This is a genomic window from Motilibacter peucedani, from assembly GCF_003634695.1.
Taxonomy (GTDB): Bacteria; Actinomycetota; Actinomycetes; order Motilibacterales; family Motilibacteraceae; genus Motilibacter; species Motilibacter peucedani.
On sequence record NZ_RBWV01000012.1, the window covers coordinates 312983 to 327172 of the forward strand.

Here is a 14190-nt window from a genome sequence, read left to right on the forward strand (position 1 = left end):
ATGATGGCGCTCCGGCCGCCCGCAGCCGACCGGCTGCTGGCGGCGGGCGCGTTCGTGCTCGGCGTCGTCGTCGCCGTCACGCTCGAGGCGCTCCTGGTCGAGGACGAGCGGAGCGTGGACCTGTGGGCGGTCGCACTCCTGGGAGCGATGTCGGCGCCGTTGCTGGGCCGCCGGCGTCGGCCGATCGCCGTCGTCCTCGCGGTCCTCGCCGTGTCGACGCCCTACCACATCCTCGACTATCCGCACGAGGCCACGATGCCGGCCCTGCTCGTGGCGGCGTTCACGGCGGCGCGCTACAGCGAGCTACCCCGTCCTGCCTACTCCGCACTAGTGGCGGTGGCCGCGGTGCTGCTGCCGGTGGTCGCGGCGTCGGGGCAGACCAGGTACGCGCTCATCGCCGTCGGTTGGCTGTTCGTGGCCTTCTTCGCGGGGCTGGCGGTCCGCTTCTACAGGAACTGGAAGGCTGCGGACACCGCGCGGCTCGAGCGGGAGCGAGCCGACGAGGTCGAGCGGCGCGTCGCCGAGGAGCGGGTCCTGATCGCTGCCGAGCTGCACGACGTGCTCGCGCACGGCCTCGCGGTCGCCAACGTCCAGGCGTCGGTCGCTGCGCACCTCATCGACCAGCTGCCCGGGCGCGGGGACGCCACGCTGCAGGAGCTCTCGACCACGCTGCACCACCTGTCGGACACGAGCCGGGCCACGCTGCACGAGCTCCGCGTCGTCCTGGACCTGCTGCACGGCGGCGAGGTCGAGCCGACCGAGCCGGCGCCCCACCTCGGCGAGCTGCAGCGCCTGGTGGAGATGGCCGAGGCGGCGGACCTCCGGGTGGAGGTGCAGGCCGACGCGCTGCCGGAGGCGCTACCGTCGACGGTCTCCGTCGTGGCCTACCGGATCATCCAGGAGTCGCTCATCAACGTCGTCCGGCACTCGACGGCGACGCACGCGACCGTCCGGCTCGACCGCGACGGCGACCGGCTGCGCATCGCGGTCGTCGACCGCGGAACGGCGCGACCGAGCTCGAACCTGACGCCGGCCGGCTTCGGGATCCTCGGGATGACCGGGCGGGCGCAGGCCGTCGGCGGCGAGCTGTCCGCCGGGCCGGGGGAGTCCGGCGGGTTCGAGGTCCGCGCCAGCCTCCCGCTGCCGCAGGTCTTGCGGGTGCCGTCGTGATCCGCGTCCTGCTCGCCGACGACCAGGCCCTGGTGCGCGGCGCGTTCGCACTGCTGGTCGGCTCCGTCGACGACATGAGCGTCGTCGGGGAGGCCGGCACCGGCGACGAGGCGGTGATGCTCGTGCGGGAGCTGCGCCCCGACGTCGTCCTGATGGACATCCGGATGCCGGGCACCGACGGCATCGAGGCGACCCGGCAGATCTCCGCGGACGATCGCTCGCGCGGGAGCAAGGTGCTGATCCTGACCACGTTCGAGAACGACACGAACGTCCTGCGCGGCCTGCGCGCGGGAGCGTGCGGCTTCCTGCCCAAGGACACGCTTCCGGAGGCGCTGCTGGACGCCGTCCGCACCGTCGCGGCGGGGGACTCGTTGCTCTCGCCCGGCGCGACGAAGGCGGTCATCACCCGTGCACTGAGCCGCCCTGACGCTCCCGCGCACGAACGGCTGGCCAGCCTGACCACGCGCGAGCGCGAGGTCCTCCAGCTGGTCGCCGCGGGCCTCACCAACCAGGAGATCGCGTCGGAGCTGGTCGTGAGCCCGCTCACCGCCAAGACGCACGTGGCCCGCATCCTCGCGAAGATGGGCGTCCGCGACCGGGTCCACCTCGTGATCGCCGCGTACGAGGCCGGCCTGCTCTAGGCGCTCCGGCTGCGGCGCCACCGTACGGGTCCGGCCCCCGCCGCGCCATCCCGTGAGGGGGTGCGGGGCGAGGGCCGGCTCGTGCGTACGGCAGTGAGAGGCCGAGTGGCCTCCACCGGTCAGATGTCGAAGTACATCTCGAACTCGTGCGGGTGCGGGCGCAGGCGGATCGGGTCGATCTCGTTGGCGCGCTTGTAGGCGATCCAGGTCTCGATCAGGTCCTCGGTGAACACGCCGCCCTCGGTGAGGTAGTCGTGGTCGGCCTCGAGCCGGTCGAGCACCTCGCCGAGCGAGCCGGGGACCTGGGCGATCTCCGCGTGCTCCTCGGGGGGCAGCTCGTAGAGGTCCTTGTCGATCGGCGTCGGCGGCTCGATCTTGTTCTTGATGCCGTCGATGCCCGCCATCAGCATCGCCGAGAACGCGAGGTAGGGGTTGCTCGACGGGTCGGGCACCCGGAACTCGATGCGCTTGGCCTTCGGGTTCGAGCCCGTGACCGGGATGCGGATGCAGGCCGAGCGGTTGCGGGCGGAGTAGACCAGGTTGACCGGCGCCTCGTAGCCCGGCACCAGGCGGTGGTAGGAGTTCACCGTCGGGTTCGTGAACGCGAGCAGGCTGGGCGCGTGGTGGAGCAGGCCACCGACGTACCAGCGGGCCGTGTCGGACAGCCCGCCGTAGCCGAGCTCGTCGTAGAACAGCGGCGCGCCGTCCTTCCAGAGCGACTGGTGCACGTGCATGCCCGAGCCGTTGTCGCCGAAGAGCGGCTTCGGCATGAAGGTCACGGTCTTGCCGTGGGCGTGTGCGACGTTCTTGATGACGTACTTGAACAGCATGACCTTGTCGGCCGACTTCGCCAGGCTGTCGAAGCGGTAGTTGATCTCGGCCTGGCCGGCGGTGCCGACCTCGTGGTGCGAACGCTCGACCTGGAGGCCCAGCTCGTCGAGCGCCACGACCATCTGGTCGCGCAGGTCGGAGTAGTGGTCGACCGGGGCCACGGGGAAGTAGCCGCCCTTGTAGGGCGTCTTGTGCCCGAGGTTGCCGCCCTCCTCGACCCGGCCGGTGTTCCAGGCGCCCTCGATCGAGTCGATGAAGTAGTAGCCGGCGTTCTGCTTGGTCTCGAAGCGGACGTCGTCGAAGATGTAGAACTCGGCCTCGGGGGCGAAGAACGCGGTGTCGGCGATGCCGGTGCCGCGGAGGTAGGCCTCAGCCTTCGCGGCGATCTGGCGCGGGTCGCGGCTGTAGGGCTCGCCGGTGTAGGGGTCGACGATCGAGAAGTTGAGGACCAGCGTCTTCTCGGCGCGGAACGGGTCGATGAACGCGCTCGTCACGTCGGGGATGAGCTTCATGTCCGACTCGTGGATCGCCTGGAAGCCGCGGATCGAGGACCCGTCGAACATCTGGCCCTCGGTGAAGAAGCTCTCGTCGACGGACTGCGCCGGCACGTTGAAGTGCTGCATGACGCCCGGCAGGTCGCAGAACCGGACGTCGACGAACTTGACGTCGTTCGCTGCGATGTAGGACGTGACCTCGTCCGCGTTGCTGAACATGCACCCTCCTGGTTGCCGCGGTCCGACGCCGCTGTGCGGAAAGGTAGGCACGGCGGATTGCGCGTCGGTGACCCGGTTGTTTCCGGTGTGTTACGGACCCGCCGCTGCTCCTGGTGCCGCGGCTCGGACCCGACAGTAGCCTGGTCGCATGGCAGCTCCCGTCGACCGTCGTGCACTGGGTTCCTGGCTCGAGGGGCCGCGCGCGGCCGCTCAGGCCGACGGCGTCGTCTTCGCCCCGCGCGGGGAGCGACTGGGCCTGCCGGCCGAGGGACCGGGATCGATCGCGCCCGTCGGGCGCCGGCTGCTCGCCCTGGTCGTCGACTGGCTCGCCGCCAGCCTGCTCGTGCTGGCGACCGGTACGCACACCTCCGACCGCGCCTACGGCTGGCTCGTGCTCGCCGTCTTCGCGGTGCTGACGACCGCGCTGCTCGCGACCACGGGACGCAGCCTCGGCCACGCCGCCCTGCGGATGCAGCTCGTCGACGCGCGCCCGCGGCGGCTGCGCCCGCTGCGCGTCCTGCTCCGTCAGCTGCTGCTGTGCCTGGTGGTGCCCGCGGTCGTCTGGGACGGTGACGGCCGCGGCATGCACGACAAGGCCGCCGGTACGGTGCTCGTCCGCAGCTGACGGCTCGCGCGTCGACGCGTGGGCGACGGCGTCGTCAGCGCATCTGGCGCGGTGCGCGCATCCCCTTGGGCAGCGGACCCTTCGGCACCTGCATGCCGAGCGAGCTCAGCGCCGAGATGCGTCGCTCCACGTCGGCGACCTGCGAGGGCTGCAGGATGCGCGGGAGCTTGACCAGCTTGCGCTGGAACTCCTTGAGCGAGATCTGACCCTCGCCGCTGCCGACCTGGAAGTCGATGACCGGTGCGTCCGGGGCGACGCGGCCGAGCTTCTTGCGCTCCTGCGCGAGCAGGGTGCCGACCCGCTGCGGCGAGCCCTCGCCGACCAGCACGATGCCCGGGCGGCCGATGGCCCGGTGGACGATGTCCTGCTTGGGCGTCGCGGCCACCGCGGGCTGCACGGTCCAGCCGCGCTTGAGCTGGTTGAGCACGGCGGCCGCTGCGCCGGGCTGGCCCTCGACCGTCGCGTAGGCGGCCTTCTCGGCGCGGCGCCCGAACACGATCAGGGCCGACAGCACCGCGAACGGGATGCCGACGATCGAGAGGTAGACCGGGTGGTCGAACACGATGCCCAGCACGACGAACACGGCCAGGACGGCCACGAACGTGCCGAGGACCCAGGCGCCGATCCAGCGGTCGGTCTTGCGGGTCATCGAGTACGCCTGGACGATCTGCCGAGCAGTCGCGAAGCGTTGCTTCTTGGGGGCCGGTCCGGGGTCCATCGCGCGCGCCATGCGCACCAGGGTACGGGCCCGCGGGCCGCTCAGCGCCGCGTACCCGACGGCGCCCGCTCAGGCCGAGGTGCGCGCCTCGACCGCCTGGGCGTAGAGCCGGCCTGCGCGGTAGGACGAGCGCACCAGCGGGCCGGAGAGCACGCCGGCGAAGCCCACGGCCTCGGCCTCGGCGTTGAGCTCGACGAACTCCTCGGGCTTGACCCACCGCTCGACGGGGTGGTGCAGCGGGCTCGGGCGGAGGTACTGCGTGATGGTGATCAGCTCGCAGCCGGCCGCGTGCAGGTCGCGCAGCGCCTCGGAGACCTCCTCGCGGGTCTCGCCCATGCCGAGGATGAGGTTCGACTTCGTCACCAGCCCGGCGGCGCGGGCCTGGGTGATGACGTCGAGCGAGCGCTCGTAGCGGAAGCCGGGGCGGATGCGCTTGAAGATGCGCGGGACCGTCTCGACGTTGTGCGCCAGCACCTCGGGCGCCGAGCCGAAGACCTCGGCGAGCTGCTCGGGGACGCCGTTGAAGTCGGGGATCAGCACCTCGACACCGGTGCCCGGGTTGAGCTCGTGGACCTGGCGGACGGTCTCGGCGTAGAGCCACGCGCCGCCGTCGGGCTGGTCGTCGCGGGCGACACCGGTGATCGTCGCGTAGCGCAGGCCCATCGTGGCCACGGACTCGGCCACGCGGCGCGGCTCGTCGCGGTCGAGCGCCAGCGGCTTGCCGGTGGCGATCTGGCAGAAGTCGCAGCGCCGGGTGCACTGGTCGCCGCCGATGAGGAACGTGGCCTCGCGGTCCTCCCAGCACTCGTAGATGTTCGGGCAGCCGGCCTCCTCGCACACCGTGTGCAGGCCCTCGCGCTTGACGAGGCCCTTGAGCTCGGTGAACTCAGGGCCGGTGCGCAGCCGGGTCTTGATCCACTCGGGCTTGCGCTCGATGGGCGTCTCGGCGTTGCGGGCCTCGATCCGGAGCAGCTTGCGTCCCTCGGGCGCGACCGTGGTCATGCCGCCCAGCGTACGTGCCGGTCGCCCACGTGCCCGTCGGAGCCGGTGGGTACGGTGCGCTGCGTGGACCTCCGCATCTTCACCGAGCCCCAGCAGGGTGCGACCTACGACGACCTCCTGCGCGTCGTGCGCGCGACCGAGGACCTCGGGTTCGACGCCTTCTTCCGCTCCGACCACTACCTCGTGATGGGCGACGGCGACGGGCTCCCCGGCCCCACGGACGCGTGGGTGACGCTGGCAGGGCTGGCGCGCGAGACCAGCCGCGTGCGCCTCGGCACCCTCATGACGGCAGCGACCTTCCGCCACCCCGGCCCGCTCGCCATCGCGGTCGCGCAGGTCGACGCCATGAGCGGCGGGCGGGTCGAGTTCGGCTTCGGCGCCGGGTGGTACGAGCAGGAGCACACCGCCTACGGCCTGCCGTTCCCCGCCCTGGGCGAGCGGTTCGACCGCTACGAGGAGCAGCTCGAGGCGATCGTCGGGCTGTGGGAGACGCCGGCCGGCGAGACGTACTCCTTCGACGGGCGCTACTACACGTTCACCGACTCGCCGGCCCTGCCGAAGCCGGCGCAGTCGCCGCGCCCGCCCGTGCTCGTGGGCGGCGGCGGCAAGCGGCGCACGCCCGCGCTGGCGGCCCGCTTCGCCGACGAGTTCAACATGCCGTTCCACAGCGAGGACGACACCGCCGCGCAGTTCGAGCGGGTCCGTGCGGCCGTCGCGGCGGCCGGGCGCGACGCGGGCTCGATGACCTACTCGGCGGCCCAGGTGCTGTGCTGCGGGCGCGACGACGCCGAGGTGGCGCGGCGGGCGGCGGCCATCGGGCGCGACGCCGACGAGCTGCGCGCCAACGGCCTGGGCGGCACGGTGGCCGAGGTGGTCGACAAGCTGGGCCGCTTCGGCGCGCTGGGCGCGACGCGCGCCTACCTCCAACTGCTCGACCTCTCCGACCTCGACCACCTCGAGCTGGTGGCCTCCGAGGTCATGCCGCAGCTGCGCGGCTGAGCACCTCGCGCAGGTGCCCCTCGACCAGGGGCAGCACGTCTCCGACGCCCACGTGGCGGCCCAGTTCGGCGCTCAGCGTCGTCACGCCGGCGTCGTCGATGCCGCAGGGCACGATCCGGTCGTAGGCGCTGAGGTCGTTGTCGCAGTTGATCGCGAAGCCGTGCATGCTCACGCCCTTGGCGACGCGGCAGCCGATCGCGGCGACCTTGCGCGCGCCCTGCTCGACCCACACGCCGGTGCGACCGTCGACGAGGCCGGTCTCGAGGCCGAGGTCGGCGCACGTGCGCTGCACGACCTCCTCGAGGCGGCGCACGTGCGCCACGACGTCGACGGGGTGGGGCAGCGCGACGATCGGGTAGCCGACGAGCTGCCCGGGGCCGTGCCAGGTGATGCGGCCGCCCCTGTCCACCTCGACGACGGGCGTGCCGTCGGTGGGCCGGTCGTACCACGCCGTGCGCTTGCCGGCGGTGTAGACCGGGGGGTGCTCGAGCAGCAGGACGGTGTCGGGCGCGTGGCCCGCGACGACCGCGGCGTGGAGAGCCCGCTGGCGCTCCCACGCGTCGGCGTAGTCCACCAGACCGGCACGGACCAGGCGGAGCGGCTCGTGCGGCATATTCACGAGCGTACGTGTCGGTCCCTGGCCCTAGGCTGGCGCGCATGGCGACGGGACTCGATCTTGGTTCACCGGGGACATCGTCCTCCGAACGCGGCCCTTCCACGCTCGTGCGGCTGGCGGCGGGCATCGGCGTGGTGCTGGTGTGGCTCGTCCTGGGCGGCGTGCTCGGCTCGCTGGGCGGCAAGCTGAGCGACGTCACCAAGGACAACGCCTCGGCCTACCTGCCGAAGTCGGCGGAGTCGACCAAGTCGCTCGACCTGGAGACCCGGTTCGCCGGCGCCCAGACGGTGCCGACCGTCGTCGTCTGGCAGCGCGACTCCGGGTTGACCGCCGAGGACGAGACGGCGCTGCAGGCGGCGGTGACCCGCATCGGCGAGGTGCCGGACCTGGCCGGGAAGCCGAGCCCGCTGGTCGTCTCGAAGGACGGCAAGGCGGCGCAGACCGTCGTGCCGCTCTCGGGCGAGGACGGCTTCGACGTCACGGAGCCGGTCAAGGGCATCGACCGGGCTTCCCGGGTGCAGGGCCTCGACTCCTGGGTGACCGGCACGGGCGGCCTGTCGGCCGAGTTCTCCAAGGCGTTCGAGGGCATCGACGGCAAGCTGCTCCTCACCGCCGGCGCGGTGGTCCTGGTCATCCTGCTGCTGGTCTACCGCAGCCCGGTGTTCCTGCCCGTGCTCGCGGCCGCAGGCCTCGCGCTGGGCGCGGCCCAGGGCGTCGTCTACCTGATCGCCAAGAACGACGTGCTCACCGTCAACAGCCAGAGCTCCGGCATCCTGCTGGTGCTGGTGTTCGGCGCAGGCACCGACTACGCCCTGCTGCTCATCAGCCGGTTCCGCGAGGAGCTGCACGTCCACGAGAGCTCCGCCGTCGCGATGCGCGTGGCGCTGCGGGCCGCCTTCCCGCCGATCCTGGCCAGCGGGGCCACCGTCATCCTCGGCCTGCTGTGCCTGCTGCTCTCCGACCTCGCCTCCAACAAGGCCCTCGGCCCCGTCGCGGCCGTGGGCATCGCCTGCGCCATGCTCTCGATGCTCACGTTCCTGCCGGCGCTGCTGGTCCTCGCCGGCCGCTACTGGTTCTGGCCGTTCGTGCCGCGCCACGACGAGCAGCTCACCATGGGCCACGGCGTCTGGGGCCGGGTGGCCGACCTCGTCGGTCGCCGCGCCCGCGCCGTCGCGCTCGTGACCCTGGTCGTGCTGGCCGTGCTGGCCGGCTTCTCCGGCAAGCTCGACGCCAACGGCATCACGCAGGCCGACTCGTTCACCACCAGCAACGACGCGGTCGTCGGCCAGGAGGTCTTCGAGCGGCACTTCCCCGCCGGTGACGGAGCGCCCACCAGCGTCATCGGGCCCCAGGCCGACCTCCAGCGCATCGTCGACACGGTGAAGGCCGACAAGGGCGTCTCCACCGCGACCGTCGTCACGCAGGACGGCAGCCCGCAGGGCCAGCCGAAGGTGCTCGACGGCAAGGTGCAGGTGTTCGCCACGCTGACCGACGGTGCCGACACCCGCGCGGCGCAGAAGACCGTCACCCGGCTGCGCTCCAGCCTCGACTCCATCGGCAAGGACGTGCTCGTCGGCGGCCCGTCGGCCATCGCCTACGACGTCGCGACCGAGTCGGCCCGCGACAACCGCATCATCATCCCGTCGGTGCTCGTGGTGATCTTCGTCATCCTCGTGCTGCTGCTGCGCTCGCTGGTGGCGCCGGTGCTGCTGGTGGCCAGCGTCGTGCTCTCGTTCCTGGCGACGCTCGGCGTGTGCGGGCTGGTGTTCCACCACGTCTTCGGCTTCGCCGGCGAGGACCAGGGCTTCCCGCTCTTCGCCTTCATCTTCCTGGTCGCCCTCGGCATCGACTACAACATCTTCCTGATGACCCGCGTGCGGGAGGAGTCGCACGCCCACCCGACGCGCGAGGGCATCCTGCGGGGCCTCTCGGTCACCGGCGGCGTGATCACCTCGGCGGGCCTGGTGCTCGCAGCGACCTTCGCCGCGCTGGCAGTGCTGCCCGTGGTCTTCCTGGCCGAGGTCGGCTTCGCGGTCGCGTTCGGCGTGCTGCTCGACACCCTCGTCGTGCGCTCGCTGCTCGTGCCCGCCGTCGTGCGAGGTCTGGGCGAGACCACTTGGTGGCCGTTCCACATCGCCCGCAGGCGGGCGGAGGAGCCGCTGCCCTCCCGCTCCTGACCCGTCGCCGGGGCGGCGCGCCGGCGGGCTAGATGCGGCGCGGCTCGATGCGGGTCTCGAGCACCAGGTCGCCCTCGGCGCGCACGACCTTCCACGCGGCGGCGCCGTCCCGGTCGGCGACCGCCTCGGTGAGCTCGGTCCCGCGGTAGACCAGTCCGGCGCCGTCGTCGGTCGCGTAGGCGTCGGGCAGCACCCCGTCGCGCACCAGGCGCTGCAGGAGCGGGCGGCGCTGCTCCTCGCTGTCGTAGTGCACGCCGTTGGCATAGGGCAGCAGGGCCAGCCCGTTGTGCACCGGGCGCAGGTCGGGGCCGAACGAGTCGGTCGTGCCGCCGACGTGCCAGCAGATCGAGCCCGCGCTCACCCCGCCGAGCACGACGCCCGCCTCCCACGCCGCGCGGAACGGCTCCAGCAGCCCGTGCAGGTGCCACATCGCGAGCAGTCCGGCGACCGAGCCGCCGTCGACCCACACGAGGTCCTGCGCCAGCAGGTGCTCGCGGACGTCGGCGACGTTGGGCATGGGGAACAGCGCCAGGTCGGTCACCTCGACCCCCGTGCCCTGGAACGCCTCGCGCACCTGCAGGCGCCGGTGCGCCTGGTCACCGCCCGCGGTGCCGACGAAGCACAGCCGCGGCCGGGCGGGCCGCCCGGCGAGGTCGCACATCAGGTCGAACACGGGGCCGGGCTCGAGCCAGGTGCGCACCCCGGGGCGGAATCCCATCGAGGTCGCGACGATGGTGGGCTCAGTGGCGGGCACGCAGGTCCTCCAGGACGGCTCGGGCAGCGCGACGCCCTGACACCAGGGCGCCCTGCTGCGAGGCGGTGTCGCGGTGGTCACCGGCGACGTAGACGCCGTCGCCCAGCGCGACCGGTCGGCGCAGTTCGGTCGGCGGGCGCTGCGCGGGCAGCGCGTGCGGCAGGTCGTAGGTCGCGACGAGCGACCAGGCGTCGGTCGGCACCGCGTACATCGTCGCGAGGTGCCGGCGCACCTCCGGCTCCTCCGCGCGACCGAGGACGGTGGAGCTGACGAGCACCCGGCCCGGTGCGTACGACGGTGCGACGTTCGTCAGGACGACGGAGTTGACGACGGGGCCGCGTGCGAGCCCGTCGACGACGATGGCGGGTTCGTCGCTGGGGGGCTCCGGAGCCAGGTGGTAGTAGGTGGTGAGCGCGTTGGTGGCAGGTCGGCCTGTCCCGGGCAAGAGCCTGGCAACCGTGACGGGGTCGGTCGCCACGACGACGGCGCGGCTCGACCGGCGCAGGCCGGTGAGGTCCTCGACGCGGTGGCCGAGGGTCAGGGTGCCGGCGGGCAGCCACGCGGCCAGCTGCTCGGGGATCGCCTGCATGCCCGCGGCCGGCACCGCGGGGTCGCCGCGGACGAACGAGCGCAGCACCAGGTCGACGAAGCGCCGGGAGGTCGTCAGCTCGCGCTCGCCCAGCACGCCGGCGAGGAACGGGCGCAGCACGCTCTCGAGCAGCGGGCCGCGGATCCCCGCCGCCTCGAACGCCTCGGCCGCCGAGACGTCGGGCAGCTCGCGCAGCTGGTGGGGCGCACTGCGGGCGGTGCGCACGGCGTAGGCGGCGAACCGCGCCTTGACCAGCGGCGAGCCGGGTGACACCGCCGACGAGAGCGCCCAGCCGGGCACGCGGCGCGGGTCGCCGACGCGTACGTGGCGCCCGGCCCTCGCGACGACGACGCCGGCGCGGAAGTGGCGCAGCTCCAGCGCGTCGAGCGAGAGGACACGGCGGGCCTCGGGATAGGCCGGGTTGAAGACCTGGAAGCCGCGGTCGAGCAGCATGCCGTCGACGCGGTCGGTGCGCACCCGACCCCCGACGGCGTCGCCGGCCTCGAGCACCTCGACCTCTACCCCGGCACGCGTGAGGTGCAGGGCGGCGGCGAGCCCGGCCAGGCCCGCTCCGACCACCACGACGTCAGCCACGGGCGGGACCGTACCCCCTGTGGACAACCTCCGACGCCTCCGGGGCGGCCGAGCCATCCTGTCGCCATGCAGCTGCGCCGACGACCGCACACACCGCTCTCCCGGCAGGGGGCGGACGACGACGAGCTGATGCGGCGGCTCCGGCTCGCGCGCCACGAGCACCTCGCGCCCCTGCGCCTGGTCGACGACGCGGCCGGTGGGCGCCGGCTGTCGCGCGCGGGGGTGCCTCCGCTGGCTCTGTCGGACGTGCTGGCGTCGCGCGGGACCCTGCGCCCGGGCGAGGTCGTGACCGTGCTCGTCCCGGTCGCGCGCGCTCTGGCGGCGGTGCACGAGGCCGGGCTGGCCACCGCAGGCGTGGGCGTGGGCGACGTGCGGCTCGACCGGTCCGGCCGGCCGGTGCTGGCCTGCGTGCGCTGCCCGACGCTGCTCGAGCCGGCGGCGGCCGACGCCGACGTCCGCTCGCTCGCAGTGCTGGCGTGGCATTTGCTGACCGGCGAAGACCCGGGCGACGAGCCGCTGCCCGCACCGGTGCCCCGAGCGCTGGCAGCGCTCGTCACCAGCGTCCTCGACGCCGCCCCCGGCCGACGGCCCGACGCGGCCCTGCTGGCCGACGAGCTGTTCGCCGCGTGCGCTCCGGCGGCAGTGGGCCTGCCGCCCGCTGAGCCCGGGCCGCCGCACGCCACCGACGAGCCGCGGCCAGTGGCGGAGCCGGGGGCGGTCGAGCCCGCCGGAGTCGACCCGGTGGCCGCACTGCGCTTCGGCCTCACGCCCGGTACGCGTGCCGCCGAGACAGGCGCGCCGAGCGCAGGTGCTCGGCGAGCCGCGACGGCGCGGGCCGGCCGTCGCCGCGCTCCACGGCCGGCCCCGCGCAAGGGTGCCCGACGCGCCGGGTCGGGTCCGCAGCGGCCGGATCCGCAGCGCCCGGCGGCGCGGACCCAGGCGGCGCGGACCCAGGCGGCGCGGACCCAGGCGGCGCGGACCCGGGCGGCGCGGACCTCCCTCCTCGCGGGCGGTCGTGCTGCCGGCTTCCGTGGCCCGGCTGCCGGCATCGCCGTGGCGCTGGCCAGCTGCCTGGTCGTCCTGCTGGTCGTGCGGGCGCAGGGGCTCGTGCCCTGGGCGGAGGCCGCGACCCGGCCACCCACCGCTTCGGCGACGGGCCCTGCCGCGGCGACGGCTGCCGCGTCGCCGACCGCCACGCCGGCGACAGGGGTCGCGGTGCCAGCTGCGGCGTCTCCCGCGCCTTCGGCACCTCCCCAGCCGGCGGACGACTGGCCCGCCGTGCTCGCCTCGCTGGACCTGCGGCGGTCGGCTGCCTTCGAGGCGGCGGACCCCGTCGCCCTGGGCGTCGTCTACGCGCCCGGCGCCCCGGCCGCGGCCCGCGACCGGGCTCTCCTGGAGTCCTACCGCGCGGCGGGCGTGCGGGTCCTCGGGCTCCGGACGACCACCACCGCAGTGACGGTCCAGCAGCCGGGCGCAGACCGGGTGGTGCTGCGGGTGACCGACCGGTTGCACGGGTCGCTCACCCGGGCCGGGTCGCCCGCGCAGGAGGTCAGCCGCGGGTCGCGCACGTGGCAGGTGGAGCTGCGCCGCGCGGCGGGGGAGTGGCGCACGTGGGAGGTCGGCGCGACGCCGGGTGGGTGACGACGGGCCGACCCGATGCCGGGCGGTCAGCGTGAGTGAGGTGCGGCCGGTCAGGTGCGGCCGGTCAGGCGCGGCCGGCCGCGCGCTCCCGCCGCAGCGCTGCGACGATGCCCTCGACACCCGCGTCCTCGGCGACGAACCCCAGCTCGGGCAGCCGGGTGCTCACGACGCGCTGGCTGTCCAGGACGACGCGCGACATCTCGCCGAGCACCAGCCGCAGCACGGGGGCAGGCACCGGCAGGACTGCCGGACGCGACCACGCGGCGCCCAGCGCACGCACGAACGTGCCCATCTGCGCCGTGGTCGTCACCAGGTTGTAGGCACCGGTGGCCCGCTCGTCGTCGAGCAGCAGCCGCAGGGCCCGCACCTCGTCACCCAGCGAGATCAACGGCCACCACTGGCGGCCGGAGCCGAGCGGGCCGCCGAGCCCCAGGCGTACGAGCGGGAGCAGGCGCCCGAGCGCGCCACCGGTGGTCGTCGTGACGACGCCGGTGCGCGCGAACGCCGTACGGATACCCGCCTCCTGCGCAGGCGCGGCCGAGCGCTCCCACGCGGTGACGACGTCGGCGAGGAAGCCGGAGCCCCGGGGCGCCGTCTCGTCGACCACTCGGTCGCCGGTGTCGCCGTAGAGCCCCACGGCGGAGCCGGACACGAACACCGCGGGCGGGCGGTCGAGGGTGGCGCAGGTGCGCGCCAGCAGGTCGGTACTGCGGGTGCGGCTCTCGAGGATGCGGGTGCGCTGCGCGGCGCTCCAGCGCCGCTCGCCCACCCCGGCGCCCGCCAGGTGCACGACTCCGTCGACGCCCTCGAGGCCGGCCGGGTCGAGGGTGCCGACCGCGGGGTCCCAGCGGACCTCTCCCCGCGCGGCGGGCTCGCGGCGGACGAGCCGGACCACCCGGTGCCCGTCGGCTTCGAGGCTCGCCACCAGCGCCGAGCCGATCAGTCCCGACGAGCCGGTGACCGCGACCACCTGTGTCTGCCCCATGGCTCGATCGTGCCGCAGCGGGCTGTGCTCCGCCCGTCGGGGGTCCGGCGGGGTGCGAGAGCGGTGGGACGGACGACGACGCGAGGTGCCCCCCCACGACCGCAGGCCCCAGCTCCGGGAGGGGAGCGGGGGCCT

The 14190-nt window shown here is 74.0% G+C and carries 13 protein-coding genes; 6 read left to right on the top strand and 7 right to left on the bottom strand.

Features of this window, described 5'->3' with window-relative positions; translation table 11 throughout:
* Both CLV35_RS12345 and CLV35_RS12350 read left to right on the top strand, forming a co-directional pair.
* Nucleotides 1–1170 carry a sensor histidine kinase gene (locus CLV35_RS12345; RefSeq protein ID WP_231121752.1) on the top strand — a complete coding sequence of 390 codons (1170 nt, stop codon included), beginning with the start codon at nucleotides 1–3 and terminating at the stop codon, nucleotides 1168–1170.
* Entirely contained in the window at nucleotides 1167–1811 is a 645-nt protein-coding gene (locus CLV35_RS12350; RefSeq protein WP_121193779.1) for a response regulator, read from the top strand. The genes CLV35_RS12345 and CLV35_RS12350 overlap by 4 nt, the downstream gene beginning before the upstream one ends.
* A 119-nt stretch (nucleotides 1812–1930) precedes the next feature.
* Here the strand turns inward: CLV35_RS12350 and glnA are convergent, their stop codons facing one another.
* Nucleotides 1931–3355 (bottom strand): type I glutamate--ammonia ligase, encoded by a 1425-nt coding sequence (gene glnA / locus CLV35_RS12355; protein WP_121193780.1) that lies wholly within the window; start codon nucleotides 3353–3355, stop codon nucleotides 1931–1933.
* Nucleotides 3356–3503: 148 nt separating this feature from the next.
* Here glnA and CLV35_RS12360 point away from each other — a divergent pair, with 148 nt between their 5' ends.
* A complete protein-coding gene (locus tag CLV35_RS12360) occupies nucleotides 3504–3980 on the top strand; it encodes an RDD family protein (RefSeq protein ID WP_121193781.1) in 477 nt (158 codons plus the stop codon).
* A 34-nt stretch (nucleotides 3981–4014) separates the two neighbouring features.
* Here the strand turns inward: CLV35_RS12360 and CLV35_RS12365 are convergent, their stop codons facing one another.
* Both CLV35_RS12365 and lipA read right to left on the bottom strand, forming a co-directional pair.
* The gene (locus CLV35_RS12365) at nucleotides 4015–4710 is read right to left on the bottom strand and encodes a DUF4191 domain-containing protein (protein ID WP_231121753.1); all 696 of its coding nucleotides are present in this window, start codon (nucleotides 4708–4710) and stop codon (nucleotides 4015–4017) included.
* Nucleotides 4711–4767: 57 nt separating this feature from the next.
* Nucleotides 4768–5700, bottom strand: a complete 933-nt coding sequence (gene lipA / locus CLV35_RS12370) for a lipoyl synthase (protein ID WP_121193782.1) — start codon at nucleotides 5698–5700, stop codon at nucleotides 4768–4770.
* Nucleotides 5701–5763: 63 nt separating this feature from the next.
* Between lipA and CLV35_RS12375 the strand changes: the two genes are divergently transcribed.
* Nucleotides 5764–6699, top strand: coding sequence for an LLM class F420-dependent oxidoreductase (locus CLV35_RS12375; protein ID WP_121193929.1), 936 nt, complete (start codon nucleotides 5764–5766; stop codon nucleotides 6697–6699).
* Here the strand turns inward: CLV35_RS12375 and lipB are convergent.
* Nucleotides 6677–7312, bottom strand: coding sequence for a lipoyl(octanoyl) transferase LipB (gene lipB, locus CLV35_RS12380; protein ID WP_121193783.1), 636 nt, complete (start codon nucleotides 7310–7312; stop codon nucleotides 6677–6679). The two genes, CLV35_RS12375 and lipB, sit on opposite strands and share 23 nt — an antisense overlap.
* A 44-nt stretch (nucleotides 7313–7356) precedes the next feature.
* On the opposite strand from lipB, the gene CLV35_RS12385 reads away from it, so the two are divergent.
* On the top strand, nucleotides 7357–9492 hold the full coding sequence (locus tag CLV35_RS12385; RefSeq protein ID WP_121193784.1) for an MMPL family transporter: 2136 nt from the start codon (nucleotides 7357–7359) through the stop codon (nucleotides 9490–9492).
* A gap of 28 nt (nucleotides 9493–9520) precedes the next feature.
* On the opposite strand, the gene CLV35_RS12390 is transcribed toward CLV35_RS12385, so the two are convergent.
* Complete coding sequence (locus CLV35_RS12390; protein WP_121193785.1) at nucleotides 9521–10246, bottom strand: Type 1 glutamine amidotransferase-like domain-containing protein; 726 nt, start codon at nucleotides 10244–10246, stop codon at nucleotides 9521–9523.
* On the bottom strand, nucleotides 10233–11429 hold the full coding sequence (locus tag CLV35_RS12395) for an NAD(P)/FAD-dependent oxidoreductase (RefSeq protein WP_231121754.1): 1197 nt from the start codon (nucleotides 11427–11429) through the stop codon (nucleotides 10233–10235). The genes CLV35_RS12390 and CLV35_RS12395 overlap by 14 nt, the downstream gene beginning before the upstream one ends.
* 66 nt (nucleotides 11430–11495) lie before the next feature.
* Here CLV35_RS12395 and CLV35_RS12400 point away from each other — a divergent pair, with 66 nt between their 5' ends.
* Nucleotides 11496–13070: a serine/threonine-protein kinase gene (locus CLV35_RS12400; protein WP_147431957.1), complete on the top strand. Its 1575-nt coding sequence runs from the start codon at nucleotides 11496–11498 to the stop codon at nucleotides 13068–13070.
* 64 nt (nucleotides 13071–13134) lie between these two features.
* On the opposite strand, the gene CLV35_RS12405 is transcribed toward CLV35_RS12400, so the two are convergent.
* On the bottom strand, nucleotides 13135–14055 hold the full coding sequence (locus tag CLV35_RS12405; protein ID WP_121193787.1) for a TIGR01777 family oxidoreductase: 921 nt from the start codon (nucleotides 14053–14055) through the stop codon (nucleotides 13135–13137).
* Nucleotides 14056–14190: the final 135 nt, after the last annotated feature.

Bases quoted from the DNA above. Each gene is read 5' to 3' on its own strand.
- CLV35_RS12345 (WP_231121752.1), top strand. From the start codon at position 1: ATGATGGCGCTCCGGCCGCCCGCAGCCGACCGGCTGCTGGCGGCGGGC.
- glnA (WP_121193780.1), bottom strand. From the start codon at position 3,355: ATGTTCAGCAACGCGGACGAGGTCACGTCCTACATCGCAGCGAACGAC.
- CLV35_RS12360 (WP_121193781.1), top strand. From the start codon at position 3,504: ATGGCAGCTCCCGTCGACCGTCGTGCACTGGGTTCCTGGCTCGAGGGG.
- CLV35_RS12365 (WP_231121753.1), bottom strand. From the start codon at position 4,710: ATGGCGCGCGCGATGGACCCCGGACCGGCCCCCAAGAAGCAACGCTTC.
- lipA (WP_121193782.1), bottom strand. From the start codon at position 5,700: ATGACCACGGTCGCGCCCGAGGGACGCAAGCTGCTCCGGATCGAGGCC.
- lipB (WP_121193783.1), bottom strand. From the start codon at position 7,312: ATGCCGCACGAGCCGCTCCGCCTGGTCCGTGCCGGTCTGGTGGACTAC.
- CLV35_RS12385 (WP_121193784.1), top strand. From the start codon at position 7,357: ATGGCGACGGGACTCGATCTTGGTTCACCGGGGACATCGTCCTCCGAA.
- CLV35_RS12400 (WP_147431957.1), top strand. From the start codon at position 11,496: ATGCAGCTGCGCCGACGACCGCACACACCGCTCTCCCGGCAGGGGGCG.
- CLV35_RS12405 (WP_121193787.1), bottom strand. From the start codon at position 14,055: ATGGGGCAGACACAGGTGGTCGCGGTCACCGGCTCGTCGGGACTGATC.